The following is a 23518-nucleotide window of genomic DNA, read 5'->3' as shown; positions in this document are numbered from 1 at the left end:
GCGCTCACGTTCGGCCCCCTAGAACGGGATGTCGTCGTCGGTGCCGCCGGCCGAACCCACCACGGCGAACGGGTCCGCCGTCTGGGTGATCGAGCGCAGCGTCTGCGACGGCGGGTGACCCGCCTCGCTGACCCGGGTCGCCCAGGCCGGGAAGGGGAACTCCAGGCAGAGCGGCACCGGGATGTCCGGCTGGTTGACGAACATGGTGCCGGGCTTGGCGAGCAGCGCGCGCTGCCGCTGCGCCGGGGGGAGGAAACCGTACTCGGGGCGGGAGGCCTCGGCCGGGTCCAGCCGGCCGACCACCCGGATCGCCGAGTTGGTGACGATCCGCCGCTCCACCTCGCTCGCCGTCTGCTGCGCGCCGACCAGGACCACGCCGAGCGATCGGCCCCGCTCGGCGATGTCGAGCAGCACCTCCTTGATCGGTGACGAGCCCTCCCGGGGGGCGTACTTGTTCAGCTCGTCGAGCACCACGAAGAGCAACGGCTTGGCGGTGCCGGCCTTCTCCTTGCGCTCGAACTCGCTCCTGAGCGTGACGCCGACGACGAAGCGTTGCGCCCGATCGGGCAGGTTGTGCAGGTCGACGACGGTGACCTGGGCGCTCTCCGCGGTGTTGATGCTGTGCGGGCGGCGGGTGGCGAGGTCGCCCCGGATCAGCCGGCCGAGGTCCTTCTTGCTGCCGATCAGGCGGCGCGCGAAGGCGTTCACGGTGCCCAGGCCGACGGCGCTGCCGGCCCACTCCGACCGGGTCTCGTCGTCGTTGAGCTGCTCGACGATGTGGTCGACCAGCTCGGCGTAGCCGCCGAGGCGGACCCCGTCGATGCTCACCCCGCCGTCGGCGGGCTGGGCGTAGCGGGCCAGGTGGGCGGTGACCGAGTGGACCACCATCGTGTACTGCTGGCGTTCGTCGTCGGCGTCGGCGAAGACGTACGGCAGGAGCCGGTCGGCGCAGAACTCGGCCAGCGTCCAGTAGAAGCTGTCGACCCCGGTGAGCCGGCTGCTCACGTCCGGTGTGCCGGAGGAGTCGCCGACCCGGGGTGGGGCGTAGACGCGCACGTCGGGGAAGGCGCCGGCGTCGAGGCCGAGCTTCGCGTAGCCCGCCCGGGTGGCGTCGTCCAGCCGGGCGTTGGGGTGGTCGAGGAAGAGCAGGTCCTCGCCCTTGACGTTGAAGATGAGCGCCTTGGCGTTGACCGCGTCGCCGCCCAGCACCCCGGAGCGGAAGACCGAGTAGAGCAGGAAGGTGGCGAAGCTCGTCTTGGTGGCCACGCCGGAGATGCCGGAGATGGAGACGTGCGCGCCGCGGGTGCCGTCGAGGAAGTCGGCGTTGAGGTAGACGGGCACGCCGTCGCGGCCCATCCCCATCGGGATGCGCCGCTCCATCCGGTCGAAGTGCAGCGCCCGGGCCCGGGCGTCGCCCTCGGCCCGGTGCACCACCGCGCCCGGGGTCGGTGGCACGTAGAACTCCGGATCGACCCGGGTGGTGGTCACCTCGGCGGCCTCCTGCACCTGCGCGGGGAGGGTGCCGTCGGCGATGGCGAAGACGTCGGAGTCGAACTGGGCGCCCTCGTGGCGGGCGCGCACCTGGGTGACCACGCCGGCGATGGTCACCGGCTCGCGGTCGGGCAGCTCCCGCCGGGTCACCACCACGTCGTCGAGCTGGAGGTAGCTGCCGGGGGAGACGGCCGCCCAGAACTGCAGCGGGGTGGCGTCGGCGGTGCCGAGCACCCGCCCGACCCCCTCGACCGGGGCGTCGAAGCCGTCATCGGTCATCGGGCAACTCCGGTGGGTCGGTCATCGCGGTCGGCGCACACGTGGTGCATCCTGCCCGAGGAGTACGACAGGTTGCCACGCGACGCGGCGGACGCCACGCCGGTCCGTGCCCCACCTTTCGGAGCGTCACCCCGGAACCACCATCCGTGGCCGCCCGGGCCCGGCCCGGGCCCTCCTCCCGGCACCGCCCGAGGATCATGAGGTTGCCGGCCGCTTCGTGCCCCGGAAGCCCCGTCAACCTCATGATCACCGTCAACCGGGGGTCGGCGGGGTGGGGGTCAGGGGCGGGCGTAGCGGAGCAGGAGGGTGCCGTCCTCGGTGACGAGGGTGTGGCGCAGCGGCAGCCGCCGGGGCGGGCTGGGCGGGCCGGCGCTGATCCGGCCCGGCCCCCCGCCGGCCAGCAGCGGCGAGACGGTGAGGCAGAGCTCGTCGACCAGGTCGGCGGCGGTGAGTGCACCGAAGAGGTGCGGGCCGCCCTCGCAGAGCAGCTGGTCGAGTCCGCGCCGGCGCAGCTCGGCGAGGCCCGCGGCGAGGTCCACCCGGTCGGTGCCGCAGCGCACCAGGTCGGCCACCTCGGTCAGCCCCGGTGGGGGCGTGGCCTCGGCGTGGGTGAGCACCAGCGGTCGTACCGGCGCGTCGGCGAACGCGGCCTGCGCCGGGTCGAGCTTGAGCGAGCCGGAGACGACCACCAGCCTCGGGTGCTCGGGCAGGCCGTGCTCCCGTCGCCAGGCGCGGCGATGCTCGGCCAGGCGCAGCGCCCGGTAGCCCTCGTGCCGCAGCGTGCCGGCGGCCACCACCAGCCCGTCGCAGAGCATCCGGAGCAGGCCGAAGACCCGCTTGTCCGGCTCGCCGGAGAGGCCGGCCGAGTAGCCGTCGACGCTCACCGCGCCGTCGAGGCTCGAGACGAAGTTCACCCGCAGGTGTGGCCGGTCGGCGCGGCCGTAGAGCGCGGTCAGCGTGGCGTCGTCGAGGGCCTGCGCCGGCGGTACCGGCCAGATTCGACCGATCGGGATCCCGACGCTCATTCGCTGGCCGGACCGCTGACCGGAGGGGTCGGTCGGGGGGTACGGTGCTGGCAGTCGCACCAGTTCCGCCCCGGACAGTCGTCGTGCCGTCTCGCTCGGCACGCTCGGCAGATCATGCTCGCAGCCTATGCCGAGGAGGAGGGGACAGCATGTCGCGGCAGATCTTCCAGCTGAGGATTTCTCTGGCCGGGGTCCGTCCGCCGGTCTGGCGCCGGGTGCTCGTGCCGGCCGGCTACACCCTCGACCGGCTGCACCGGGTGGTGCAGCACTCGATGGGTTGGCGTGACTGTCGGCTGCACTCGTTCGAGATCGACGGCCTCCAGTACGGCGAGCCCGACCCGGACGGCGAGCTGGCGCTCAACGACGAGCTGGACGTGCGGCTGGACGAGGTGCTCGGCAAGGGCAGCCGGTTCCAGTACACCTACGACTTCGGCGACTGGTGGGAGCACGATCTCGTCGTCGAGGACGCGCTGACGGCCGACCCGGAGGAGCGCTACCCGGCCTGCGTCGACGGGGAGCGGGCGTGCCCACCGGAGGGGGTCGGCGGGGTCGCCGGCTACCACCTGCTGCTCGTGGCGCTCGCCGATCCGGCGCACCCCGAGCACCTGTCGATGCGGGAGTGGGCGGGGGAGGCGTTCGACCCGCTGGCCTTCGACGCCGGCCGGGCCGGCACCCTGCTGCGTCGCTTCTGCTGAACGCCGATTCGCCCGAGGGGCCTGGCGCCGGTGTGCCGGATCTCGCCCGTCGGTGGGCGTGCGATGGCGAGGCGAGCGCGCGGTAACGTTTGTTGGAACGCTCCCAAACGAACATTGACAGGCGAGGGGTGTGTCGGCACGCTCGCTGGGAGCGCTCCACTAGGGTGGCCCGGTCCTCTCGTGACCGTCGTCGGTGGTGACACCGGCGCGACGCCGGGGACGGTGTTCCGCAGTCCGCGCACCCAGCTCCACCACCGAAAGAGGGGTCACGATGAGCCTCACCACGCGCCGCGCCCGGTTGACGGCGGCCGTCCTGGCCGCGATCACCGCGCTCGGCGGCCTCGTGGCGTGCGGCGGGGACGCCGCCGCCGGCAAGCCCGCCAAGCTGGTCGTGGAGACCTTCGGTGAGTTCGGGTACGACGAGATCGTCAAGCAGTACGAGAAGGACACCGGCATCAAGGTCGAGCTGCGCAAGGCCGCCCAGCTCAACGACTACCGGCCGAAGCTCGTACAGGCGATCGCCACCGGCACGGGCGCGGGCGACGTCGTCGCGCTGGAGGAGGGCATCCTCAGCGAGTTCAAGGTCAACCCGGACAACTTCGTCGACCTCCGGCCGCTGGTCGCCGACCACACCAACGACTACCTGGCCTGGAAGTACGAGCTGGGCCGGGCGCCGAACGGCCGCCTGATGGGCCTGCCGACCGACGTGGGCAGCCTCGCGGTCTGCTACCGCCGGGACCTCTTCGCGGCGGCCGGGCTGCCGACCAGGCGGGACAAGGTGGCGGCGCTCTGGCGCGACTGGGACGGCTTCATCGAGGCCGGCGAGAAGTACCGCGAGGCGACCGGTAAGGGGATGCTCGACTCGATCACCACCGCGGCGAGCGCGGTGATGTTCCAGAAGGGCGGAGACCTCTTCTACGACGACGGCGACAACATCGTCGCCGACACCAGCGCGTCGGTGAAGGCCGCCTGGAACACCGCGATCGCCATGGCGGACGCGAGGATCAGCGCCGCGGCGGCCACCTGGTCCCCGGAGTGGTCCGCCGGCTTCAAGACCGGCACCTTCGCGGCGACGCTCTGCCCCTCCTGGATGCTCGGCGTGGTGGCGGAGAACTCCGGACCGAAGAACGCGGGCAAGTGGGACGTGGCCCCGGTGCCCGGCGGCGCCGGCAACTGGGGCGGCTCCTGGCTGGGCGTGCCGACGCAGAGCAAGTACCCGAGCGAGGCCGCGAAGCTCGCCGAGTACCTGACCAACGCGCAGAGCCAGATCGCGGCCTTCAAACTGAAGGGCCCCCTGCCCACCAACCTGGACGCGCTGCAGAAGCCGGAGTTCACCGGCTACACCAACAAGTACTTCAACAACGCGCCGACCGGCAAGATCTTCGGTGAGAGCGTCCGGCGGATCAAGCCCCTGCACCTCGGCCCGAAGCACCAGGCCGTCAAGGAGAACGCCCTCGAACCGGCGTTGCGCGCCTACGAGAGCGGTGAGCTCGGCAAGCAGGCGGCCTGGAAGCAGTTCGTGAACGAGGCCAGGATGGAGGGCTCCTTCCGGGGTTGGTGACGCTCTCCGCCGGCTACCGACAGCGGCCGGGCCGACACCGTGTTCATCCGGCGCGTCGATCTGGCCGCACAATAGGCGAGGGTCAGCCACCAACGGGCGGTTCGGCGTCCACCCCACCCCGGGTGGGCACCGGCTCCGCCCTACGCCGGAGGAGCAGAGGATGACAACGCAGCGCACCCGGTCCCTCGGACGTCCGACCCTGGACGCGGTCGCCGCTCGCGCCGGCGTCGGCCGCGGGACGGTCTCCCGCGTGGTCAACGGCTCGCCCCAGGTCAGTCCGGGGGCGCGGGCCGCTGTGCAGCAGGCCATCGCCGAGCTGGGGTACGTGCCGAACCGTGCCGCCCGGGCGCTGGTCACCCGGCGTACGGACTCCGTGGCGCTGATCGTCTCCGAGTCCGGCGAGCGCATCTTCACCGAGCCGTTCTTCGCGGCGATCGTCCGTGGCATCAGCTCCGCGCTGCTCCAGACGCCGATGCAGCTCTGGCTGGCCATGGCGCAGTCGCCGGTCGAGCGGGAGCGGGTCGAGCACCACCTCACCAGCCAGCACGTCGACGGCGTACTGCTGCTCTCCCTGCACGACGCGGACCCGCTGCCCGGCCTGCTGGAGGAGCGGGGCCTGCCCAGCGTGCTCGGCGGCCGGCCGGCCCAGATGCTGCGGCCGGGAGCGCGGCCGGCCTGGTTCGTCGACGTGGACAACGTGGGCGGCGCGCGGCAGGCCGTGCGGTACCTGTCCGGCCGGGGCCGGCGGCGCATCGCCACCATCGCCGGCCCGCAGGACATGGGCGCCGGCCTGGCCCGCCTGACCGGCTACACCGAGGCGGTCACCGCCGCCCTCGGCGGCGTCGACGCCGACCTCGTCGCGTACGGCGACTTCAGCGAGGAGAGCGGGGCAGCCTGCATGCGCCGGCTGCTGGAGGTCCGGCCGGACCTCGACGCGGTCTTCGTCGCCTCCGACCTGATGGCGTTCGGCGCGCTGCGCGCGCTGCGCGAGGCGGGCCGTCGGGTGCCGGACGACGTGGCGGTCGTCGGCTTCGACGACGCCCCGATCGCCCGGCAGGCCGACCCGCCGTTGACCACGGTCTTCCAGCCGGTGGAGGAGATGGGGCGGCAGATGGCCCGGCTGCTGGTCTCCCGCATCCGCGGCGACGAGATCAGCACCCCGGCCATCCTGCTCGACACCGAGCTGGTGGAACGCGCCTCCGCCTGACCCCGGAGGCTCAGGCGGGGGTGGCGGACCAGCGGCGGAGTTCGCGCCTGGCCAGCGAGGCGCGGTGCACCTCGTCGGGGCCGTCGGCGAGGCGCAGGGTGCGGGTGCCGGCCCAGAGCGCGGCCAGCGGGGTGTCCTGGCTGACGCCGGCGCCCCCGTACGCCTGGATCGCCTTGTCGATCACCCACTCGGCCATCGCCGGCGTGGCGATCTTGATGGCCTGGATCTCGGTGTGCGCGCCCTTGTTGCCGACGGTGTCCATCAGCCACGCGGTCTTCAACACGAGCAGGCGGGCCTGCTCGATGCGGACCCGGGACTCGGCGATCCACTCCCGCACCACGCCCTGCTCGGCGAGGGGCCGACCGAACGCGACCCGCTCGCTGACCCGCCGGCAGAGCAGTTCGAGGGCCCGCTCCGCCATGCCGATCAGCCGCATGCAGTGGTGGATCCGCCCCGGGCCGAGCCGGGCCTGGGCGATGGCGAAGCCGCCGCCCTCCGCGCCGACCAGGTTCGCCACCGGCACCCGTACGTCGGTGAACTCGATCTCGGCGTGCCCGCCGTGCGCCGCGTCGCTGTAGCCGAAGACCGTCATGCCCCGCCGGACGGAGACGCCCGGGGTGTCCCGCGGCACCAGCACCATGCTCTGCTGGCGGTGTCGGTCGGCTCCCGGGTCGGTCTTGCCCATCACGATGAAGATCTCGCAGCGCGGGTCCATCGCCCCGGACGACCACCACTTGCGGCCGTTGACCACGTAGTGGTCCCCGTCGCGGACGATCCGGGTGGCGATGTTGGTGGCGTCGGACGAGGCGACCTCCGGCTCGGTCATGCAGAACGCCGAGCGGATCTCCCCCGCCAGCAGCGGACCGAGCCACCGCTCCTGCTGGTGCTCGGAGCCGAACTCGGCCAGCAGCTCCATGTTGCCGGTGTCGGGGGCGGCGCAGTTGAGCGCCTCGGGAGCCAGCTGCGGGCTGCGGCCGGTCAGCTCGGCCAGCGGCGCGTACTGGAGGTTGGTCAGCCCGGCGCCGTAACGCCGGTCGGGCAGGAAGAGGTTCCACAGCCCGCGCTTGCGCGCCTCGGCCTTCAGCTCGGCCATCACCGGCGGACGTGCCCACGGGTCGCCCGCCTCGGCCACCTGCGCGGCGTGCACCGCCTCGGCCGGGTACACGTGCTGCTCGAGAAACGCGGTCAGCTCGACCCGCAGCTCTTCGGTGCGGCTGTCGTACGCGAAATCCATCAGCGCTCCCCGGCGGCGGTCAACCCGTACGCGATCAGCGGCGCCACCATCTCGCCGATCCGGTCGAATCCCTCGCCGAGCGTCTGCCCGAGCGTGTGCCGGTAGTGGATCCCCTCGCAGATCACCGCGAGCTTGAAGCAGCCCAGCGCGACGTGCCAGTGCAGCGGACCGACGTCGACCCCGCTGCGGTCCGCGTACCGGGCGATGAGTTCGGCGCCGGTGGGGAAACCGGCCCGGGGCCCGAGCCCGTCGGCGACCGGGTTGCCCTCGGCCGTCTCACTGCCACCGAGCACGTCCCAGTACGTCAGCAGCAGGCCCAGGTCGGCGAGCGGGTCGCCGAGGGTGGCCATCTCCCAGTCGAGCACCGCGCGGACCGCCACCGGGTCGACGGTGGCGAGGAGATTGTCCAGCCGGTAGTCGCCGTGCACGATTCGTCCGGCGTTGGCGCCGGCGGGCACCGTCGCCGCCAGCCGGTCGCGCAGCTCGTCGATCCCGGGCAGCGGCCGGCTGCGGGAACGCTCCAGCTGCCCGGCCCAGCGGCGTACCTGCCGTTCCAGGTAGCCCTCGGGCCGGCCGAAGTCGGCCAGGCCGACCGCCGCCGGCTCGACCCGGTGCAGCGCGGCGAGGGTGTCCATCATGGCCATGGCGAGGTCGTGGCGGACCCGCGTGCCGAGCGGGTCGGTCTGCGCCCGGGTCCGGAGGACCTCACCGGTGACCCGCTCCATCAGGTAGAACGGCGCGCCGATCACCTCCGGGTCGGCGCAGAGCAGCAGCGCGCCCGGCACCGGCACCTCCGTCGGCGCCAGCGCGGAGATCACCCGGAACTCCCGGGTCATGTCGTGTGCGGTGGCCAGCACGTGCCCGAGCGGCGGGCGGCGCAGCACCAGCTCGTGGTCGCCGACGTGCAGCAGGTAGGTGAGGTTCGACTTCCCGCCGGCGATCAGCCGGGCACGCAGCGGCCCGACGGCGAGGTCGGGGCGGTGCCGGGCCAGGTGGTCGGCGAGCCGATCGAGGTCGAGCCCGGCGGGCGCGGGGCCGGTGCCGGTCGGATCGGTCATCCGATTAGTTGATGGCAGCCCACTCACGTTGTCAAGGTCGGGTTTTGCGTCGGGGACATGCCGCGGCAACAGGGACGAAACGGGCAACGCGCAGGCTGGGGACCAGCCTGCCGGCCGTTTCCCGCCGGCCGCCGAGCGGAGGGACGCGCATGTTGCTGCGAGTACGGGTCACCCTGCCGGACCGTCCCGGCACCCTCGGCCAGGTCGCCCGCACCCTGGGCGTCTCCGGTGCGGACATCGTCCAGGTGATGGTGCTCGAACGGTTCGGTGGGCGGGCCGTCGACGACTTCACCGTCGTCTGGCCGGGCGCGCCCCGCGTCGAGCGGCTGCTGGCCGGGCTGGCCGCGATTCCCGGCGTACGGGTGGACGGGGTGTGGCGGGCGATCGGTACGCCCACCACGACCGGCCAGGACGCCGAGCTGCTGGCCCAGGTCGCCGCGAACCCGGCCGACGGTCTCGCCACCCTGGTCGACGCGGCGCCCGGTCTGCTCGCCGCCGACTGGGCGGTGGCCGTGATGGTGCCGCTGGACTGGGCGTCCCGCTCGGGAGGCGGCGCGGCCGCGGTGGCGCAGGCGAGTTGGCGGGCCCCCGCACCACCGGCCCTGCCGGAGGTGACCCCGTTGCGGGCCCGCGCGGTCTCCACACCCGAGGGCACCCACCACGCCGTCGCGCCGTTCGGTCGGGCCGGTCTGGTGCTGGTGGTGGCGCGTCAGCACGCCTCGCCGTTCACCGCCGCCGCGTTCCACGCCACCGAGGTCGACCGGCTGGCGCAGCTGGTACGCGCCGGCGCCGTGATCCTCGGCGACCGGCTCGACCTGGTCGGCCCGCCCGCGGTGACCGCCTGAGCCGCCGCCGGCCGCGCTTGCTCGTCGCCCCGGGGCGACTGTTGGCTTCCAGAGGCTTTGGAGCTGAATCGTCAGCGACATCAGGCGCCGGCGCGAAGGCCGCGAGACCCTGATGCGTTCGCGACATCAGCTCCAAAGGGCACCAGTTGTAGGTCCCCGCCGGCTCTGAAGGGCACCAGCGCTAGGTCCCCGACGACCCGTGGCCGAGCCGGCGCGTGGCGCACGTCACCCCAGGTCGCCGACACGTCATGGCGGAGCAATCGGCCGGCAACAGGCGCCGGTGAGGGTGGTACCCGGGGAAGGGAGCCAACCATGACGTTGTGGCGGATCCGAGCCACCGTGGACGACCGGCCGGGTTACCTGTCGGTCCTCACGGCGAGCCTCGCCCTGCGCGGGGTCAACATCCTCGCCGTGCAGGTGCACACCACCGAGCGGGGCGCGGTCGACGACTTCCTCGTCGACGCGCCGGACGCGCTCGGCGAGGCCGATCTGATCGCGGCCGTCGAGCGTGGCCGGGGGCGGGACTGCTGGGTGGCGCGCAGCGAGGCGCGCGGCCTGGCCGACCAGCCCACCCGAGTGCTCGCGCTGGCCAACCGGCTGGTCCGTGACCCGGACGCGACCGGTGAGGCGCTGCGCGCGCTGTTCACCGCGGACACCGTGACGTGGCGGCCGGAGCCGGCGGGCGCCGACGCCGGCATCGCGGGCGGCACGATGCTGATCGCCGACCCGGGAGGCGGCTCCTACACGCTGGGCCGGGCGGTGCCGGAGTTCACGCCCGCCGAGTACGCCCGTGCCCAGGCGCTGGTCGAGCTGGCGGCCACCGTCGCGCGCCGGGCCGCCGAACAGGTCACCCTGGTGCTGCCCGACGGCGCCGAGGTGTCCGTACGACCGTCGGTCGCCGACGACCTGCCCGGCGTACGCGAGCTGCACCTCGCCTGCTCGCCGCGCAGCCGGCACCGGCGTTACCCGGGCGGCGGGTCGGTGCCCGCGCCGGAGCGGATGCGTCGGCTGCTGGCGCCGGCCCGGGGAATGACCCTGGTCGCGGTGACCAACGACGGGGCGGCGGAGCCGGTGGTCGCCATGGCGAACCTGCTCGGCGAGGGGGACGAGGCCGAGGCGACCCTGCTGGTACGCGACGACTGGCAGCGCCGCGGGCTGGGTTCGGCGCTGCTGCGCCGCCTGGTGCACCACGCCGACCGGGCCGGGTACGCCGCGCTGGTGCTGCACGTACCAGCCGAGAACGGCCCGATGCTGCGCACCGTGCGACGGCTGGGGCGGTCCACCCGGATCGAGACCGACGGCGGCATGCGCACCTTCACCGTGGCGCTCAGCACGTCCGCGGCGGTGCGGTGAGGCAGGGGCCCGCGGCCGACGGGCCCCTGCCACCGGCCGGTCAGGTGGTGGGGTACCGGCTGTAGTCCGGGAAGTTGCCGTAGAGCCGCTCGTCGCCGCCCTGCGTCACCGCCTGCACGAGCAGGTCACCGCCGACGAACGCCCCCTTCCAGGACGCGCCCCGGCCGCCGAACGGCTCCTCCCGGTCGCCACGCGAGCGCGGCTTGTTGATGCCCACCTTGAACGCCTGGAGGTCGACCGCGAGCTTGCCGGCCAGATCCTCGTCGTCGCAGGCGAGCGAGGCGACCAGCGCGCCGTTCGACGCGTTCATCTGGGCCAGCAGCTCGTCGGTGGTGTCGACCACGACGATCGTGTCGACCGGCCCGAACGGCTCGGCGTGCATGAGCCGGGACCGGCCGGGCGGGGCCAGCAGCACCGCCGGCGCGACGTACGCCGAGGTGTCCTGCCCGGCCAGGAACGGCGCGCCGGCCAGCTTGCCCCGGTGCAGCGGAACCGCCCCGCCGCGTACCGCCTCGTCCACCTTGCGGCGCAGCTCGTCAGCCTTGGCCGCGCTGATCAACGGACCGAAGTCCAGTTCGGGCAGCGGGTCGCCGGCCCGCCACTCCTGCTCGACCGCGAGCGGATGCCCGAATCGGATCGAGCGGACGACCGGCAGGTACATGTCGAGGAACTCGTCGACCAGGTCCCGCTGCACCACGAAGCGGGGGTACGCGGTGCAGCGCTGCTTGCCGTACTCGAAGCCCTTGCGCAGGTGCGCGGCGAGCAGATCCCACTGGGAGAAGTTCCAGATCCCCCAGGCGTTCAGCCCCTCCTGCTCGATGAAGTGGCGCTTGTCGGAATCGAGCAGCGCGGCGGCCACCTTCCCGCCGTTGGAGCGCCCACCCACGAAGGCGACCGCGCCGATCTCCGGCGCGCGGACCAGCACCTCGGAGAGCTCCTCGCCGCCGCCGGAGAGCAGCGTCGCGGGCAGCCCGGCCCGCCGCATCAGCGCGTGCGCCACGGTCAGGCAGACGGCGCCGCCCTGCGACGGCGTCTTGGCGATGACCGCGTTGCCGGCCAGCAGCTGCACGAGCTCGGCGTGCACGAGCACGCTCATCGGGTAGTTCCAGGAGGCGATGTTGCTGACCGGGCCGGGCAGCGGCTCCCGGCCGTCGGCCAGCATCCGGTCGATCTCACCGACGTACCAGCGGACGCCGTCCAGCGCCCGGTCGACGTCGGCGCACGCGAGCCGCCACGGCTTGCCGATCTCCCAGACCAGCAGCAGGGCCAGCAGGTCCCGGTGCGCGGTGAGGGCCTCCACGGCCTCGCCGACCCGGGCCTTCCGCTCGGCCAGCGGGGTCTCCGCCCAGGCGCGGTGCGCGGCGGCCGCGTGGGCGACGGCCGCCCGGGCGGCGTCCGCGTCCAACCGGAGCAGGTTGACCAGGACGGTGTTGTCCACCGGGGTACGGACGGGGCTGGGCGCACCGACCGCACGCCAGTCACCCTCGATGAGGTTGTGCACAGCGGGCACAGCGTCGACCTCGGCGCTGAACGCCTCCGGGGTGGCGGCCACCGCACGGGCCAGCGCATCCGGCCACCCGGTGCCCTCGGCGAGTCGTAGAGCCATCGCGTCCTCCTCAGGATTCTCCAGGGGAGCGGCGGCGTCGATGGCACCGCTGGTGTCGCGTACTGTCGCGCGTTCCGTGTCGGGCCAGCAACCGTACGCTCGTATGTCAGGACGCCCGTCCCGTCCCCCGCACGTCACCAGCGGGCGAGGAACGCGCGTCACCAGCCGAAGCGGAGACGGCTCTCAGCCGACCAGTTCGTCGGCGAGCAGATCCATCAGCAGGCCGTCGCGCCAACGCCCGTCCTCACCGCGCTCGTAGCGGCGCAGCAGACCGACCGGGCGGAAGCCGACCTTGGCGTAGCTGCGGATCGCCTGGGTGTTCGCGGCGGCCGGATCGATGGTGAACCGGTGGTGGCCGTACGCCTCGACGAGGTGGCGCACCAGCGTGCGGATCGCGTCCGGGCCGAGGCCGAGCCCGTGCACCTCCGGGTCGAGGAAGATGTCGAGGCTCGCGTGCCGGTAGTCCGGGTCCTGTTCGGCGTACCACTGGACGGCGCCGACCAACCGGTCGTCGTACTGGACGGTGTAGACGGTCGTCGTCTCGTCGGCGAGGTCGGCGCGGACGGCGGTGGCCACGTCGTCGCCGCCGCGCCACCAGCGTCGGACCTCCGCAGTGGCCCGGATCTTCGCGAGCGCCGACACGTCCGCGTCCGTGGCCGGTCGCAGCGTCACCACCCGTCCCCGCAGCTCCGGCATCGGACTCCGCCCCCGATCTCGTCGCGCTCGACGTGGGTCGCCCGTACCCTACAAGGCTTCCGCCCGAAGCACCGCCTGCTTCGGGGCGTGACCTGACCGCAGGCGGGCCGAGTGGATCCGTGGGGCGGGATCCGGCGGGTGGTAACTTCGCCCGGCGGAGCGGTCGGCAGCGACCGCGGACGAGGTGGTTCGGGGGCGTCGTGGAGAGTGCGCCGTGAGCACAGAGACCGAGCCGTGGCAGGGGCCGGTGGTGGTGACCGGCACCGACACCGGCGTGGGCAAGACGGTGGTGACCGCGGCGATCACCGCCGCGGCCCAGGCCGCGGGTCTGCGGGTGGCGGTCGTCAAACCGGGCCAGACGGGTACGGCGACCGGGGAGCCCGGCGATGTGGACGCGGTGCAGCGCCTCGCCGCCCCGCTCACCGGGCGGACGCTGGCCAGTTACCCGGACCCGCTCGCCCCGCTGACCGCGGCCCGGGTGGCGGAGTTGGAGCCGCTGGAGCTGTACGAGGCCGTCGACGCGGTCCGCGAGGAGGCCGAGAAGCACGACCTAGTGCTCGTGGAGGGCGCGGGCGGGCTGCTCGTACCGATGGGGCTGCGCCCCTCGGGCGAGCCGTGGACGGTGGCCGACCTGGCCGTCTCGCTGGGCGCGCCGGCCGTGGTGGTGGCGCGGGCGGGGCTGGGAACGCTCAACCACACGGCGCTCACCCTGGAGGCGCTGGACCGCCGCGCGGTGCCGGCCGGGGTGGTCGTCGGCGCCTGGCCGGTCGCCCCCGAACTGGTCCACTGGACGAACCTTGGGGACCTGGTGCCGAAGCTGCTCGGTGCGCTGCCGGCCGGTGCGGGCGCGATGGACCCGGGCGTGTTCCGGCGGTCGGCGCCGGGCTGGCTCACCCCGGCGCTGCACGGGGTGCTGGACGACTGGCGCGCCTGGGCCGAGGAGATCGGCTGAACACCTGACTTTCGTCGGTGCCCGCCCGGACCGGCGGTGGGTAGCGTGGCCGAACGTGACGAGTGGGCAGCGGGTTCGAGCGGGCGGCGAGGAACGCGGCGCGCTGGGCCACCGCTCCCGGCGACGGGTGCGTACGGCCGCCCGTGCCCTGGCCGGCAGGGCCGCCGCCGGCCGGGACCTGCTGCTCTTCGCCGTGGTCGCCGCGCCGATCGGCTACGCGGGTGTCACCCCACCCCTGTCCCGGTACGCGCTGCCGCTGCTGGCGGCGAAGTTGCTGGTGCTCGCGGCGGCGGTGGTGGCGAGCCGGCGCCGGCCGCTGGTCGGCCTGCTGCTGGTGGTGCTCGGCTCGGTGGTCGACGGCAACTTCGTCTTCGCCATTCCAGTGCTCAGCTATCTCGTCGGCCGGCGCAGCGTCGGCGCCGCACCGGCGGTCGCGGTCTTCGCGCTGATCGCGGCGGGTGGCACCGTGCTGAACCTGTGGGTGCTCGGCACCGCGGCGGCGACCTGGTTCCTGCTCGCCTCGGTGCTGCTCTTCGCCGGGGTCTTCCCCTGGCTGCTCGGTCGCTACCGGCGGCAGCAGCAGGAGCTGGTGGAGGCCGGTCGGCGGCACGCGGAGGCGACGGCCCGGGAGCAGCGCGGCGCGGCCGAGCGGATCCGGCTGCGGGAGCGGGCGCGGATCGCGCAGGAGATGCACGACTCGTTGGGGCACGATCTCAGCCTGATCGCGCTGCGTGCCGCCGCCCTGGAGGTCGCGACCGACCTCGACGACCGGCACCGGAGCGCGGCCGGTGAGCTACGGGCCAGCGTCGGCGCCGCCACCGAGCGGCTTCACGAGATCATCGGGCTGCTCCGGGAGGAGGAGGCCGGCCTGCGACCGGCCGACGAGAGCGTCGCCGAGCTGGTCGACGGCGCACGCGAGGCGGGCATTGAGGTGCGGCTGGAGGTCGGGCTCGACGCGGACGAGCTGCCGACGGTGGTCGGGCACGCCGCGCACCGGGTGGTCCGGGAGGCGCTGACCAACGCGGCCCGGTACGCGCCCGGCGCACCGGTGACGGTTCGCCTCGCGGAGGCCGGCGACCGGCTGGAGGTGTCGGTGGTCAACGCCGCGCCGCCGGCCGGCCCGCTGCCCGGCCCGCCGTCGCACGGCAGCGGCCTGCTGGCGCTCGCCGAGCGGGTACGTCTCGCCGGTGGCGCCCTCGACGCCGGTCCCCGCGACGGCGGCGGCTTCGCCGTGCGGGCCTGGCTGCCCCTGCGCGCCGGCGACGGGCGGCGGCCGGAGCGGGCCGGCGGCCCCGTCGACGAGCCGGCTGCGGCATTCCCGCCGGGACAGCCCGTGGCGGGCGCGGGGTTCGCGCCGGAGGATGCGCGACCGGCGGAGGAGCCGGAGGATGCGGAGCGGCGGCTCCGGGACGCCCGCCGGCGGGTCCGGCGCAGCCTGCTGGCGGCGCTGGGCGCCCCGGCCGGCTTCGCGCTGGTGCTCTCGCTCGTCTACTACCCGGTGGCCACGGCCGGCACGGTGCTCGACCGGGCGACCTTCGACGGGCTGCGGGTGGGTGCGTCGCGCGCGGAGCTGACGGGGCTGCCCCGGCGGCAGCTCGACCGTCCCGCCGGGGTCGACCGGAGCGGGTGCGAGTACTACACGGACGGCAACTTTCCACTCGCCCAGCCGACCTGGCGGCTCTGCTTCGCCGCGGATCGGCTGGTCAGCAAGGAGAAGATCGACCAGTGACCACCGACGTAGCCGACGCGACGCCCGTGCGGGTGGTGCTCGCCGACGACGAGGCGATGATCCGGGCCGGCGTCCGGGCGATCCTGGCCACCGACCCGAGGATCGAGGTGGTCGCCGAGGCGGGTGACGGCCGCGCGGCCGTCGAGCTGGTCCGGGCGCACCGGCCCCGGGTCGCCCTGCTGGACATCCGGATGCCGAAGCTGGACGGGTTGAGCGCCGCCGCCGAGATCCGCCGCCTGGTGCCGCAGACGGCGGCGGTCATGCTCACCACGTTCGGCGAGGACGACCACATCGCCCGCGCGCTCGGCCACGGGGCGAGCGGCTTCCTGCTGAAGTCCGGTGATCCGCGCGAGCTGATCGCCGGCGTGCACGCCGTCGCCGACGGCGGGGCGTACCTGTCGCCGCGGGTGGCGCGTCGGGTGATCGAGCTGGGCGGCGGGCGGCTGGCCCGGCGGCCGGTGGCCCGCGACCGGACGGCCGCGCTCACCGACCGGGAACGGGAGGTGCTGGCGCTGGTCGGCGCGGGGCTCTCCAACGCCGAGATCGCCCGTCGGCTGCACCTGGTCGAGGGGACGGTGAAGACGTACCTGACGAGCATCTTCACCCGGCTGGAGGTGCGTAACCGGGTGCAGGCCGCGATCATCGCCTACGAGGCGGGGCTGGTCGCGCAGTGACCGCCCGGTCGGTGGCGCCGCCCGGACGGTGCCGTCACCGGATGTAGTCCTCCAGCAGCGCCGGGGTGAGCCCGGACTTGTGGATCGCGCGCAGCGCGGCGAGCAGGTCGTCCATGAGGGCCGGCCGGAAGTGCATCAGCAGGATCTCGCCGGGCTTCACGAGCTTCGTCGGGGTCTGGTAGCGCACCTTGCCCTTGTCGACGGTCTCCCGCCAGTGCAGCGCCGCGATCATCCCGCAGTCGCGAGCGGCCTTCAGCGTGTTCGTGTCGCGTTCGCCGAACGGCGGGCGGAACAGCGTCGGCCGCTTGCCGAAGAGCTGCTCCAGCTTGTCGGCGGCTCCGCAGATCTCGTGCTTCTGGTAGGCGTAGGAGCGGCCCGGCAGCGACGTGTGCGTGATCGTGTGGTTCTCGACGACCCCGCCCGCCGCCTCGATCTGCTTGAAGTAGTCGGTGTGCGCGGCCGCGGCGGGGGAGTTCAGGAACATGGTGACCGGGATGTGCGCCTCCCGGATGAAATCGATCACCGCGGGCGGGCGGGCCAACCCGCCGTCGTCGATGGTGATGAAGGCGACCTTCTGGTCGGTCGGCACCCGGAACCAGAGCGGGACCGTGGGGCCCGGGGTCGGCCGCACCACCTGCGGTGGCGGGGCCGGTGGGAAGTCCGGCACCTGGGCGAGGTACCACGGCAGCGTCTTGGGCGCCGGAGGGGGCGACGGCGGGGAGGTCGGTGTCGTCCCGGCGCCGGGCGAGGATGCGGCCGACGAGCTCGGCGCGCCCCCGGCGGACGGGCTGCCGAGGGCGTGCCGAGGCTCGTGAGCGCAGGCGGTGAGCGCGAGGAGGATCAGTGCCGGGAAGACGGCGAGGGCGCGACGGACGCGACGGGCGCGGTGTGACGACACGCCGGTGAAGGGTACTCACGAACCATAAGGTTTCTGTCAGCGCGCGGACCGCGCCGCGGCTCGTCGCTCACGCGTCGCGGCGGCGCAGCGCGACCCGGCCGAGCCCGAGCGCGACGACCGCCCAGCCCACGAGCAGCAGCAGACCCGCCGACGCCGGGTAGGGCTCCACGTCCCCGGCCATGAAGTGTCCACCCGCCACGGCGGGGAAGCCGTCCGCGATCCGGTTGAGGACGGTGATGTCCGGCTCCTGGAGCGACAGCGGCACGATCATCAGGGTGGCCAGGAGCACGATCAGGGTGAGCACCGCGCTGCGCAGCGCCGCGCCCAACCCCAGGGCCAGCACCCCGACCAGCGCCAGGTAGGCGGCGACCGCCAGCAGGTCACGCAGCGTGCCGGCCACCGGGGCGGTGCCCCACTCGCCGAGCACCGGCCCGGCCACCAGCGCGCCGACTCCGCCGAGCAGCAGGCCGAGCGGGAAGGTCACCGCCGCGGTCACGACCGCCTTCGCCAGCAGTACGCGGCCGCGCGACGGGGTGCACTGCAACGTCGTACGGATGGTGCCGCTGGTGAACTCGCTGGTGACGGCGAGCAGCCCGAGGGCGAGCACGGCGTACTGGGTGAGCTCCATCGAGTCGATGAGGATGCTGCCCACCGTGACGATCCCACGGTCGTCGGTCGGGTCGTCGTTGGTGTTCGCGTTCGCCGCGTAGATCGCCAACTGTCCGGCTGCGGCGGCGGTCACCAGCACGGCGGCGAGCAGCGTCCACCAGGTGCTCCGTACCGACCAGAGCTTGGTCCACTCGGCGGCGACGGTGCCGCCGAACCCCGTCGACCGGCCGGCGGGACGGGTGCGGGTGCGAGTGCTGCTCATCGGGTCTCTCCTACCGGGTCGGGGACACCGGCGTACTCGACGCTGCCGGCGGTCAGTTCCATGAACGCGCGCTCCAGGGAGGCGCCGTGCTGGCTGAGCTCGTGCAACCGCACACCCGACTCGTACGCCAGGTCGCCGACCCGGTCGACGGTGGCGCCGGTGACGGTCAGCTCGTCGGGTCCGGCCGCCTCGACGGTCGCCCCGGCCGCGGTGAGGCGCTCGGCGAGCTTCGCCAGCCCGTCCGGGTGGGGGCTGCGTACCCGCACCGCCACCGCGCTGCCCGCGACGACCTCGTCGATCGGTGCGTCGGCGAGCAGCCGCCCGCGCCCGATGACCACCAACTGGTCGGCGGTGAGCTGCATCTCGGTCATCAGGTGACTGGAGACGAAGACGGTCCGGCCCTCGCCGGCGAGGAGCCGCATCAGCTGCCGTACCCAGCGCACCCCGTCCGGGTCGAGCCCGTTGACCGGTTCGTCGAACATCAGCACCGGCGGGTCGCCGAGCAGCGCGCCGGCGATGCCGAGCCGCTGACCCATGCCGAGCGAGAGGGTGCGGCCCGGCTTCGCGGCGGCCCGGTCGTCCAGCCCGACGGTGGCGAGCACCTCGTCGACCCGGCGTGCCGGTATGCCGTTGCTGCGCGCCATGGCCAGCAGGTGGGCCCGCCCGGAGCGGGCCGGGTGGATGGCCTTCGCGTCGAGCAGCGCGCCCACCTCGTGCAGCGGGTGCCGTAGCTCCCGGTACGCCCGCCCGCCGATCAGCGCCTGTCCGGCGGTGGGCCGGTCGAGACCGAGGATCATCCGCATGGTGGTGGACTTACCGGCGCCGTTCGGGCCGAGGAACCCGGTGACCCGGCCGGGTGCGATGTCGACGGTCAGGGCGTCGACGGCGGTCGTACTCCCGAACCGTTTCGTCAACCCACGTAGTGTGATCATGCGCCGACGCTAGGCGTTCGGGTGCTCGTCGCACCGCGCCCGAACGGCACCACCCGTACCTGACTTTCGTCAGGCGGGACGGCGCGCCTGGAGGGCTTCGGCCTAGGCGTCGGCCTTCGGCAGGCCGGGGCGAAGCTCCCACACCGTGGTGCGCTTCACCGTGGCGCTCTCCAGCGCCGGCGGCACCGGCACGTCGTACGTGGCCAGCTCGTCGAAGCGATCCCGGGGCAGGAACGCCCGCCCGGGGTCGCCGACGAGCACCCGCGCCCCGGCCCGGGCGGCGCGGAGCAGGAACCGCAGCATCCGCCGGGCCATCGCCTCGCTGTAGAAGACGTCCCCGGCGAGCACCACCTGCGCCCCTCCGGCGTCGCCGTCGAGGATGTCGCCGAGCTCGGCGTCGACGCGCACCCCGTTCGCCTCGGCGTTGAGCGCGACCGCCGCCACCGCCAGCTCGTCCACCTCGACGGCGCGGACGGAGGTCGCGCCGACTCGGGCGGCGGCGACGGCGACCAGCCCGGACCCGGAGGCGAGGTCGAGCACCCGGCGGTCGGCCACCAGCTCGGGATGGTCGGTCACGTAGCGGGCGAGCGCCTGCCCGCCGGCCCAGGCGAAGGCCCAGAACGGTGGCGGCTGGTCGCTGCGGAACTCACCCTCGGTCAGCTCCCAGAGCCCGATCGGCTCGTCCGCCTGGTGCAGCCGCACCTCGGGAACGAACGCCACCGGGGCGAGCCGCGCGTGCAGTCGGACGAAGGTGCTGTTGAGCTCGGACACCCGCCGATTCTGCCGTACCGGCGACCGGTGCCCGCCGGGGACGGCCCGGGAAGCCCGTGGCGGGTCCGGGCCGCGCACGATCGGCCCCGCCCAAAGCGGGCGGGGCCGACGGGTGGTGCGGTCGGCCGGGGCCGGCGCCGAGCGCCGGCCCCGGCGGCGATCACTTCGAGAACACCTGGAACTCGGCGATCCGGACCTGGTCGCGCGCCGGGCTGGCGGTCGCGCAGTCGGTCGTGGTCGCCGGGTCGGCGTCCTGTTCACCGGCGTACGCCGGGCCGCCCGTGCACTGGCTGTCCAGGACCTCCAGTCGCAGGTGGGTGGCGAGGGTGGTCGGCACCCGGAACTCGCGGAGGTTGATGTCCCGGGTGTACGCCCGGTACGCCCCGCCCGGGAACGCGTCGCTCCTGCTCGTGTAGATGCGCTTGAACTTCGTCGGGTCGGTGCAGTCGGCCTTCTGCGCGTTACAGGCCAGCACCGCGAACGAGCGCAGCGCGCTCAGCGCGTTCTGGCTGCTGGCGTCGGCGTCCCCGCTGATCGCCGGGCGCAGCATCGCGCTGACGTTGACCCGCTTCACCACGTGCGCCCGGTCGCCGGGCAGCGCCACGGTGACCTGCTTGCCGGTCACCCCGTCGAGCGAGGCCCAGTTCGTGGCCTCGGTGTCGTCGGCGATCCGGTCGAGGTTGACCCCGTCACCGGCGACCGTGGCGCCGGACGTCGTGGACGCGAGGTTGCGCTCGAGCTTCAGGTCGAGGTGCTGGGTCTTGTGGCCGGCCTTGGCGGTGACCTTCATCCGCTGGTGCCCGAAGCCGGGCGCCACCGCGATCAGGTCGTACGTGCCGGCCACGAGCTCGACGGTGTCCCCCAGCGGGGTCGCCGGGTCGGTGTCCGCGATCGGCGTGGCCCGCGCCTCGTACGCCCCGACGTAGAGCCGGATCGGCGCCCCGGCGCTCTCCCCGCGTGCGTGCAGGGTGAACGTCGCGTTGCCACCGGCCGGCGAGGCGAAGCTCGGCGTGGGGTCGGTGTCGCCGGCGCCGTTGGTGACGGCGTCCCGGCCCATGCCGGAGCGGGCGAACTCGGTCCAGATCAGGTTCTGGTTCGCTCCGCCGAAGCGCAGCAGGTCGGCGGTGAGCATGTTGTCGCGCATGTCGAGCATGCTCACCTGGCTCGCCGCCTGCAGCAGGAACGAGTCGAAGACCAGCTGCGACCAGCGCCGGTTGCCCGGGCACTTGTCCGCCGGCACCTTGCCCTCCGCGCACGCCAGCTGGAGCTTCGGCGTGCCGAGGCCGTACCGCTTCACGAAGGCGGAACGGACCCGGTGGTTGGTGGCGCCCCAGATCTCCCCGTCGGCGTGCACGGCCGGGCCGCCGGTGTTGTAGCCGACGTCGGAGTAGTTGAGCGGGCTGCGGCTGAGGTCGTAGTTCCGGATGCCGCTGACCAGGTTGCCGGTGACGTAGCCGCCGACGATGAACGGCGTCTCGCCCGGCGCCCGGAGGCCGTGCTGGAAGAGGTACTCGGTCGCGAGCAGGTCGCTCCACGACTCACCCATCGAGCCGCCCTGGTGGCCGCCGATCCCGCTGTCCGGGCCGGCGATCATCCGGTTGCTGATGGCGTGGGTGTACTCGTGACCGATCACCGTCATGTCGTAGTCGCCGTCGACGCAGGGCGGGTACGGACCGCCGGCCTGCGGCTGCCACAGGTACATGTTGGTGGTCGGCGGCAGGCCGTCGCGCGGCGTGCCCTGGTTGGCGTTGTTCCGGTTGCCGCTCAGCGCGCCCTGCTGGGCCCGGCCCTGCTCGGCGTCGCCGCCCAGCCCCTCCGGGGTCAGGTTGACCGCCTGCAGGTTCCACGCGGACTCGGTGAAGCCCAGGTGGTACGCCCAGTCGTGCATCCGGTTGTGCATGGCGAAGAGGTTGCCGATGGCGGCGTCCGCGTCGTTGCGCTGCGCCGAGGTGAAGACCTCCGGGTTGCACTTCGCCTGGTGCCACTGGTCGGTGAACGGGTACTCGTAGCGCCGCTCCGGGCTGGTCGTGGCGGGCAGCATCGGGCTGCCGGCGCCCCAGGAGACCACGGTGTTGGCCGAGTTCCCGCGCGAGGTGAAGGTCGGCGTGTCGGTGGCGGCGTCGACGTCCCACGCGTTGCCGGTGGCCGGATCGTGGTAGGACGCCTTGCAGCCCCGCCCCGGCTCACCGCACCAGCGGACCCGCGGGTCCTGCCCGGGGCCGAGGTTGCGCGGCGGGCTGGCCGGGAAGACCGCCCAGCTCGGGTTGTCCGAGTCGAAGTCGACGAGGTCCTCGCGGACCAGCACCTTTCCGGTGATGCCGTCGATGTAGGTGGTGAAGGCGGCCGGGTGATCCTTGTCCGAGCCGATGAGCGTCACCTCGTACGCGCTGCGCGGCCCCTCCAACGGGGTGGGCACCGCGACCGGGCGCACGGTGTGGTCGGCCACGCCGGAGGCGTCCAGGCCGGCGTCGGCGAGCGCGGCGGCGTACGCCTGCTCCTGGGTGAGCGTGGCCGGGGCGGGCGTCGCGGCGTCCCGGGACAGCGAGGAGCTGACCGAGAGCACCTTTCCGCCGCTGATCGCGAGCGTGACCAGGCCGTCGTGCCCGGCGGGCAGGTCGCCGAAGCGCTGCCGGAGGGTGACCACCGCGCCGCTGCCGATCGGGCGGACCAGCACCCGCTCCATCGCGGCCACCGCGTCGGCGTCCAGCCCGAACAGGTCGTGGTTGCCGGCGAGGTAGGCGCGGGCGGCGGCCTCGGGCTCGGCGGGCAGGCCGGTGGCGAGCGGGGTCGCGCCGGGGCCCAGCGAGTGCGGGGTGCCCAGCTTGTTCCACCGCACGTCCGGGTCGGCCTTGCTGGCGAGCCCGCGCTGGCGGGCGTCGGGCGCGGCGCTGCCGGCCCGGTTGTCGACGTCAGCGTGCTCGTGTCCCCCCTCGGCGAAGGGACCGGAGCGGCGCTCCGTGGGGGCGGCCGCGCCGCCGGTCGGCGCCGCGGAGCTGACGCCGGTGGGCAGCAGCGCGGCGATCACCGCGGTCGCCGCCAGGACGGGGATGAGCCGGCGGCGTCGCCGGCTCATCCAGGGTGACCACTGGGGGTGTGGCACGGGACCTCCTCGTGGGAGCGGTGGCCGACGTTCCGCCGGCCGCGCAGCATGACAATGCATGCGCATTTGTAAATACCAGGAGGTGAGCCGGGCGGCAAGGTCCGAAAGGGCACGTCGGTCCTTTCAGCCGATCCGGCCCCGCCGTGGCAGCGCTCCCGGCCGGCGCAGCTGGGCGTCGGCGCGGGAGCTTGCCGGTGGGTGGGTTTGGCGGTCGGCATCCGGCGGAGGCGGCGAGCGGCGTCGCGTGAGCGGTGCTGGCTGCCGGGCGACCTGCGTCCTCTGGTGAGCACTACGCGCGCGGTCCCGGCTGGTCCGGCTCCGGTCGGCGGCGAGTCGGTGGCGGTGAGGCGGCCGGAGGCGAACGCCGCAACGAGGTTGATACCTGAGAGGCATATTTATGCCTCTCAGGTATCAACCTCGTGCTGATAATCGGCCCGGTGGCCCGGTGGCCCGGTGGCCCGGTGGCCCGGTGGCCCGGTGGCCCGGTGGCCCGGTGGCCCGGTGGCCCGGTGGCCCGGTGGCCCGGTGGCCCGGTGGCCCG

The 23518-nt window shown here is 73.9% G+C and carries 19 protein-coding genes; 8 read left to right on the top strand and 11 right to left on the bottom strand.

Annotation, left to right across the window (positions count from 1 at the left end):
* Window positions 1-18: 18 nt before the first annotated feature.
* A complete protein-coding gene (locus D7044_RS29860) occupies window positions 19-1770 on the bottom strand; it encodes an ATP-binding protein (RefSeq protein ID WP_120690877.1) in 1752 nt (583 codons plus the stop codon).
* Between the two features lie 278 nt (window positions 1771-2048).
* The gene (locus tag D7044_RS29855) at window positions 2049-2795 is read right to left on the bottom strand and encodes a pyrimidine reductase family protein (protein WP_120690876.1); all 747 of its coding nucleotides are present in this window, start codon (window positions 2793-2795) and stop codon (window positions 2049-2051) included.
* Between the two features lie 149 nt (window positions 2796-2944).
* Between D7044_RS29855 and D7044_RS29850 the strand changes: the two genes are divergently transcribed.
* The 3 genes from D7044_RS29850 to D7044_RS29840 all read left to right on the top strand — a co-directional run bounded on the left by D7044_RS29850 (window position 2945) and on the right by D7044_RS29840 (window position 6258).
* Entirely contained in the window at window positions 2945-3490 is a 546-nt protein-coding gene (locus tag D7044_RS29850) for a plasmid pRiA4b ORF-3 family protein (protein ID WP_120690875.1), read from the top strand.
* A 271-nt stretch (window positions 3491-3761) separates the two neighbouring features.
* On the top strand, window positions 3762-5051 hold the full coding sequence (locus tag D7044_RS29845; RefSeq protein ID WP_120676861.1) for a sugar ABC transporter substrate-binding protein: 1290 nt from the start codon (window positions 3762-3764) through the stop codon (window positions 5049-5051).
* A gap of 160 nt (window positions 5052-5211) precedes the next feature.
* On the top strand, window positions 5212-6258 hold the full coding sequence (locus tag D7044_RS29840; protein ID WP_120690874.1) for a LacI family DNA-binding transcriptional regulator: 1047 nt from the start codon (window positions 5212-5214) through the stop codon (window positions 6256-6258).
* A 10-nt stretch (window positions 6259-6268) separates the two neighbouring features.
* Here the strand turns inward: D7044_RS29840 and D7044_RS29835 are convergent, their stop codons facing one another.
* Entirely contained in the window at window positions 6269-7492 is a 1224-nt protein-coding gene (locus D7044_RS29835; protein WP_120676857.1) for an acyl-CoA dehydrogenase family protein, read from the bottom strand.
* Window positions 7492-8550 carry a phosphotransferase family protein gene (locus D7044_RS29830; protein ID WP_120676855.1) on the bottom strand — a complete coding sequence of 353 codons (1059 nt, stop codon included), beginning with the start codon at window positions 8548-8550 and terminating at the stop codon, window positions 7492-7494. The genes D7044_RS29835 and D7044_RS29830 overlap by 1 nt, the downstream gene beginning before the upstream one ends.
* A gap of 149 nt (window positions 8551-8699) precedes the next feature.
* Between D7044_RS29830 and D7044_RS29825 the strand changes: the two genes are divergently transcribed.
* Window positions 8700-9395 (top strand): ACT domain-containing protein, encoded by a 696-nt coding sequence (locus D7044_RS29825; RefSeq protein WP_120676853.1) that lies wholly within the window; start codon window positions 8700-8702, stop codon window positions 9393-9395.
* Between the two features lie 312 nt (window positions 9396-9707).
* Window positions 9708-10748: a GNAT family N-acetyltransferase gene (locus tag D7044_RS29820; protein WP_120690873.1), complete on the top strand. Its 1041-nt coding sequence runs from the start codon at window positions 9708-9710 to the stop codon at window positions 10746-10748.
* 40 nt (window positions 10749-10788) lie between these two features.
* Here D7044_RS29820 and D7044_RS29815 read toward each other — a convergent pair whose 3' ends face one another.
* Together D7044_RS29815 and D7044_RS29810 are read right to left on the bottom strand one after the other, a co-directional pair.
* Window positions 10789-12354: an aldehyde dehydrogenase family protein gene (locus D7044_RS29815; RefSeq protein ID WP_120676849.1), complete on the bottom strand. Its 1566-nt coding sequence runs from the start codon at window positions 12352-12354 to the stop codon at window positions 10789-10791.
* 183 nt (window positions 12355-12537) lie between these two features.
* The gene (locus D7044_RS29810; protein ID WP_120676847.1) at window positions 12538-13050 is read right to left on the bottom strand and encodes a GNAT family N-acetyltransferase; all 513 of its coding nucleotides are present in this window, start codon (window positions 13048-13050) and stop codon (window positions 12538-12540) included.
* A gap of 247 nt (window positions 13051-13297) precedes the next feature.
* Between D7044_RS29810 and bioD the strand changes: the two genes are divergently transcribed.
* The 3 genes from bioD to D7044_RS29795 are packed head-to-tail and all read left to right on the top strand — an operon-like array spanning window position 13298 to window position 16405.
* Entirely contained in the window at window positions 13298-14002 is a 705-nt protein-coding gene (gene bioD / locus D7044_RS29805) for a dethiobiotin synthase (RefSeq protein WP_120690914.1), read from the top strand.
* 55 nt (window positions 14003-14057) lie between these two features.
* Complete coding sequence (locus tag D7044_RS29800) at window positions 14058-15731, top strand: sensor histidine kinase (RefSeq protein WP_233565169.1); 1674 nt, start codon at window positions 14058-14060, stop codon at window positions 15729-15731.
* Window positions 15728-16405 carry a response regulator gene (locus D7044_RS29795; RefSeq protein ID WP_120690871.1) on the top strand — a complete coding sequence of 226 codons (678 nt, stop codon included), beginning with the start codon at window positions 15728-15730 and terminating at the stop codon, window positions 16403-16405. The genes D7044_RS29800 and D7044_RS29795 overlap by 4 nt, the downstream gene beginning before the upstream one ends.
* 34 nt (window positions 16406-16439) lie before the next feature.
* Here the strand turns inward: D7044_RS29795 and D7044_RS29790 are convergent, their stop codons facing one another.
* From D7044_RS29790 to D7044_RS29770, 5 genes are all read right to left on the bottom strand, one after another.
* A complete protein-coding gene (locus tag D7044_RS29790; RefSeq protein WP_120690870.1) occupies window positions 16440-17303 on the bottom strand; it encodes a polysaccharide deacetylase family protein in 864 nt (287 codons plus the stop codon).
* Window positions 17304-17370: 67 nt separating this feature from the next.
* Entirely contained in the window at window positions 17371-18174 is an 804-nt protein-coding gene (locus tag D7044_RS29785) for an ABC transporter permease subunit (RefSeq protein WP_120676841.1), read from the bottom strand.
* The gene (locus tag D7044_RS29780; protein ID WP_120690869.1) at window positions 18171-19106 is read right to left on the bottom strand and encodes an ABC transporter ATP-binding protein; all 936 of its coding nucleotides are present in this window, start codon (window positions 19104-19106) and stop codon (window positions 18171-18173) included. The genes D7044_RS29785 and D7044_RS29780 overlap by 4 nt, the downstream gene beginning before the upstream one ends.
* Before the next feature lie 102 nt (window positions 19107-19208).
* Window positions 19209-19877, bottom strand: coding sequence for a class I SAM-dependent methyltransferase (locus D7044_RS29775; protein ID WP_120676837.1), 669 nt, complete (start codon window positions 19875-19877; stop codon window positions 19209-19211).
* A gap of 160 nt (window positions 19878-20037) precedes the next feature.
* Window positions 20038-22977 (bottom strand): M36 family metallopeptidase, encoded by a 2940-nt coding sequence (locus D7044_RS29770; RefSeq protein WP_120690868.1) that lies wholly within the window; start codon window positions 22975-22977, stop codon window positions 20038-20040.
* Window positions 22978-23518 lie beyond the last annotated feature (541 nt).

This window comes from Micromonospora musae (assembly GCF_003626635.1).
Classification (GTDB): domain Bacteria; phylum Actinomycetota; class Actinomycetes; order Mycobacteriales; family Micromonosporaceae; genus Micromonospora; species Micromonospora musae.
Note: the sequence above shows the minus strand (reverse complement) of the source record. Positions and strands in the feature narration are given on the sequence as shown.

Excerpts from the sequence above, each read along its gene's own strand:
- D7044_RS29860 (WP_120690877.1), bottom strand. The coding sequence starts at position 1,770 with ATGACCGATGACGGCTTCGACGCCCCGGTCGAGGGGGTCGGGCGGGTG.
- D7044_RS29855 (WP_120690876.1), bottom strand. The coding sequence starts at position 2,795 with ATGAGCGTCGGGATCCCGATCGGTCGAATCTGGCCGGTACCGCCGGCG.
- D7044_RS29850 (WP_120690875.1), top strand. The coding sequence starts at position 2,945 with ATGTCGCGGCAGATCTTCCAGCTGAGGATTTCTCTGGCCGGGGTCCGT.
- D7044_RS29845 (WP_120676861.1), top strand. The coding sequence starts at position 3,762 with ATGAGCCTCACCACGCGCCGCGCCCGGTTGACGGCGGCCGTCCTGGCC.
- D7044_RS29840 (WP_120690874.1), top strand. The coding sequence starts at position 5,212 with ATGACAACGCAGCGCACCCGGTCCCTCGGACGTCCGACCCTGGACGCG.
- D7044_RS29835 (WP_120676857.1), bottom strand. The coding sequence starts at position 7,492 with ATGGATTTCGCGTACGACAGCCGCACCGAAGAGCTGCGGGTCGAGCTG.
- D7044_RS29830 (WP_120676855.1), bottom strand. The coding sequence starts at position 8,550 with ATGACCGATCCGACCGGCACCGGCCCCGCGCCCGCCGGGCTCGACCTC.
- D7044_RS29825 (WP_120676853.1), top strand. The coding sequence starts at position 8,700 with ATGTTGCTGCGAGTACGGGTCACCCTGCCGGACCGTCCCGGCACCCTC.
- D7044_RS29820 (WP_120690873.1), top strand. The coding sequence starts at position 9,708 with ATGACGTTGTGGCGGATCCGAGCCACCGTGGACGACCGGCCGGGTTAC.
- D7044_RS29815 (WP_120676849.1), bottom strand. The coding sequence starts at position 12,354 with ATGGCTCTACGACTCGCCGAGGGCACCGGGTGGCCGGATGCGCTGGCC.
- D7044_RS29810 (WP_120676847.1), bottom strand. The coding sequence starts at position 13,050 with ATGCCGGAGCTGCGGGGACGGGTGGTGACGCTGCGACCGGCCACGGAC.
- D7044_RS29785 (WP_120676841.1), bottom strand. The coding sequence starts at position 18,174 with ATGAGCAGCACTCGCACCCGCACCCGTCCCGCCGGCCGGTCGACGGGG.
- D7044_RS29780 (WP_120690869.1), bottom strand. The coding sequence starts at position 19,106 with ATGATCACACTACGTGGGTTGACGAAACGGTTCGGGAGTACGACCGCC.